Annotated in this window: 1 pseudogene; it reads right to left on the reverse strand. The window is 63.3% G+C overall.

The features are described from left to right. Positions 1 to 449 (reverse strand): annotated as a pseudogene (locus HPC46_RS34655) (DDE-type integrase/transposase/recombinase); the annotation flags it as partial. Positions 450 to 567: the final 118 nt, after the last annotated feature.

Raw genomic sequence — 567 nt, forward strand, 5'->3', positions numbered from 1 at the left:
GTTTCGGCCAGTGGCTGTTTGTCGAGGTAGCGGAACAGGGTTTGGTGGAAGCGTTCGTTCTTGCCCTGGGTGGTCGGCTTGTAGGGCTTACCGGTGATCGCTTCTACACCCAAGGCGCCGACGTGGGCGACGAGTCGGCCAAGGTGGCCGCGCCGCGAGGGATTGAGCGCGAGTCCGTTGTCAGTGAGTAACCGTTGGGGCACACCATGACTGGCGACGGCTTTATCGAACACGGTCACTGCGCCCTTAGCTGTCTCGCTGGCGGCTACATGGGAGGCGACCGCGTAGCGGGAGTGGTCATCGATGAGCTGGAAGATCACGCATTTGCGGCCGCCGGTGAGCACGTATTCGGTGGCATCGAGTTGCCAGCATGCGTTCGGGGCTGGATAGACGAACCGGCGCCACGCCGAGCGGGGCCTTTTCTTCGGCTCCTGATCGCGCTCGCTGAAATTCCCCACTGACGCTCATCGAAGTTCCCCACCCGTGTGGCTCCGCCGAGAAGGGCGGGCCTCCCTCGAAGCTGCTGGTGTCTGACGCCAGTTGCTCCATCGAAGGAGGCCCGCTTTC

Origin of the sequence: Mycolicibacterium vinylchloridicum, assembly GCF_013404075.1 — a bacterium.
In the GTDB taxonomy this organism is placed as follows: domain Bacteria; phylum Actinomycetota; class Actinomycetes; order Mycobacteriales; family Mycobacteriaceae; genus Mycobacterium; species Mycobacterium vinylchloridicum.